Here is a 1618-nt window from a genome sequence, read left to right on the forward strand (position 1 = left end):
AAGCGGCGTGTGTCCATCTTACCTTCCTCACCATCTCCTGAACTAGTTGCGCTAACGATAGCACAAGCCAGCTGCGGCGTCCACTGCGTGAATCGTGCGCGCGAGTGGCGAAAAGGAAGGACGATGGCGGTCGGCGCTAGAGAATCTGATTTGCCTCTTCGAATGGCAGCCGTGCGTTACGCGGCATAAGGTGCGCATTGGATCCATGCCCAATGCAGCAGAGAAAGTTCGCTCGTATCTCCGTGCCCTCGAAGAAGGCGGCGTTGATCTTGCCATGATCGAAGCCCGAAAGGGGCCCACAATCCAAGCCCAGCGCCCGAGCCGCCATGATCAGGTAGGCGCCCTGGAGCGCGCTGTTCCTGAATGCCGTTTCCCATGCGTCCTGGGGATTGCCGCTGAACAGTTGGATGAGCTTATCGGCTGCGTGCGGCATCAAACGATTAAGCTTGAGATAGAAATGCGGGTCATAGCCGATTATGATCGTAGTCGACGCGCCGAGCACTTTGGCTTCGTTGCCAGGATTCACGCATTCGACGAGACGTTGCTTCGCAGCCTCGCTGCGGACCCAGACGAACCGGGCGGGATTGCCATTGGCGGAGGTAGGCCCGAACGCCGCGGTTTCATAGAGTTCGCGAATTTCATCGTCGCCAAGTTCGTAACGTTGCCAGCGGTTGTAGGTCCGTGCCTCGTGGAAAAGGCTGGAAATGGCCGGCTCTGGCAGGCGCCCGGACCGGGTTCGATCGATGGGGATGTTGCTCATACGCTGGATATGGCAGCGATCCCCTCCACGGCGGACATGAAAACGCGCTATGTCCATAGCTCAAGTCGCCGCCAAGAGTGGCGGCCCGGTCGCAACAGCGGCAGCCATGAAATTTATTCCTGCCCATGAAAAAAGGAAATTGGCGTTTCACCCGCGAGCCCGCCACTCCGTGTAGGCGAAGATGGACGGGAGTGGTTTCGCATGGGTACAAATTCTGGCGGTATGGAAACGGACGCGGATACTGACGCACCTTCCGTCTGCCGCCTCCCTTTGCAATCGCGGGATGCAATGCCTGACCTGTTCGCATTCCTGGACGAGCGCCGCGGTGCGGCGGCAGATGCGCGGGTGTTCGCATTGATGGCAAACTGTCCGGATATCCTCCGCGCCTTCATCGCCATGGCGGATCGCGTGCGCGAAGGCGCCGGGCTTGATCCGGCACTTCGAGAACTGGCGATCATCATGGCGTGCCAGACCCTTGGCAACCAGTATGAGCTCTCGCGCCACTGGAATATCGCCCGCCGGCTTGGTCTGCCTCGGGAGAAGCTTGAACTCATCTGGGATTTCGAGAGTTCGGATGCCTTTACGAATCTTGAGAAGTCAGTGCTTCGTCTTGCGCGGCACGCGACGCAGGCGCCCCAACAGGTAAGCCGGGACGTGTGGAACGCGGTCCATTCCGCCCTTGGCGATGAAAAGAGCTTGGCTTTGCTTTTCAGCATCGGTTGGTACAACATGACGGCCCGCATTACCGGGCCGCTTGCCCTGCAGCTTGAGCCCGACCTTGAGCGGCTTTGAGCCCGCCAGGAATGGACAGGGCCGATCGCAGCGGAAGCACGATCGGCCCCGGCCTTTTGATCGGCA

Annotated in this window: 2 protein-coding genes; one reads left to right on the top strand and one right to left on the bottom strand. The window is 59.7% G+C overall.

The genetic code is table 11. The features are described 5' to 3' along the window. Positions 1-136: 136 nt before the first annotated feature. Positions 137-817, bottom strand: coding sequence for a malonic semialdehyde reductase (locus V7D69_RS16095; protein WP_333606351.1), 681 nt, complete (start codon positions 815-817; stop codon positions 137-139). A 231-nt stretch (positions 818-1048) separates the two neighbouring features. Here V7D69_RS16095 and V7D69_RS16100 point away from each other — a divergent pair, with 231 nt between their 5' ends. Beyond that, positions 1049-1552, top strand: coding sequence for a carboxymuconolactone decarboxylase family protein (locus V7D69_RS16100; RefSeq protein WP_333606352.1), 504 nt, complete (start codon positions 1049-1051; stop codon positions 1550-1552). Positions 1553-1618: the final 66 nt, after the last annotated feature.

It is taken from the genome of Novosphingobium sp. (assembly GCF_036733805.1).
GTDB lineage: Bacteria > Pseudomonadota > Alphaproteobacteria > Sphingomonadales > Sphingomonadaceae > Novosphingobium.

What these genes read in the sequence shown, in the direction of transcription:
- V7D69_RS16095 (WP_333606351.1), bottom strand. Translation starts at nt 817, where the DNA reads ATGGACATAGCGCGTTTTCATGTCCGCCGTGGAGGGGATCGCTGCCAT.
- V7D69_RS16100 (WP_333606352.1), top strand. Translation starts at nt 1,049, where the DNA reads ATGCCTGACCTGTTCGCATTCCTGGACGAGCGCCGCGGTGCGGCGGCA.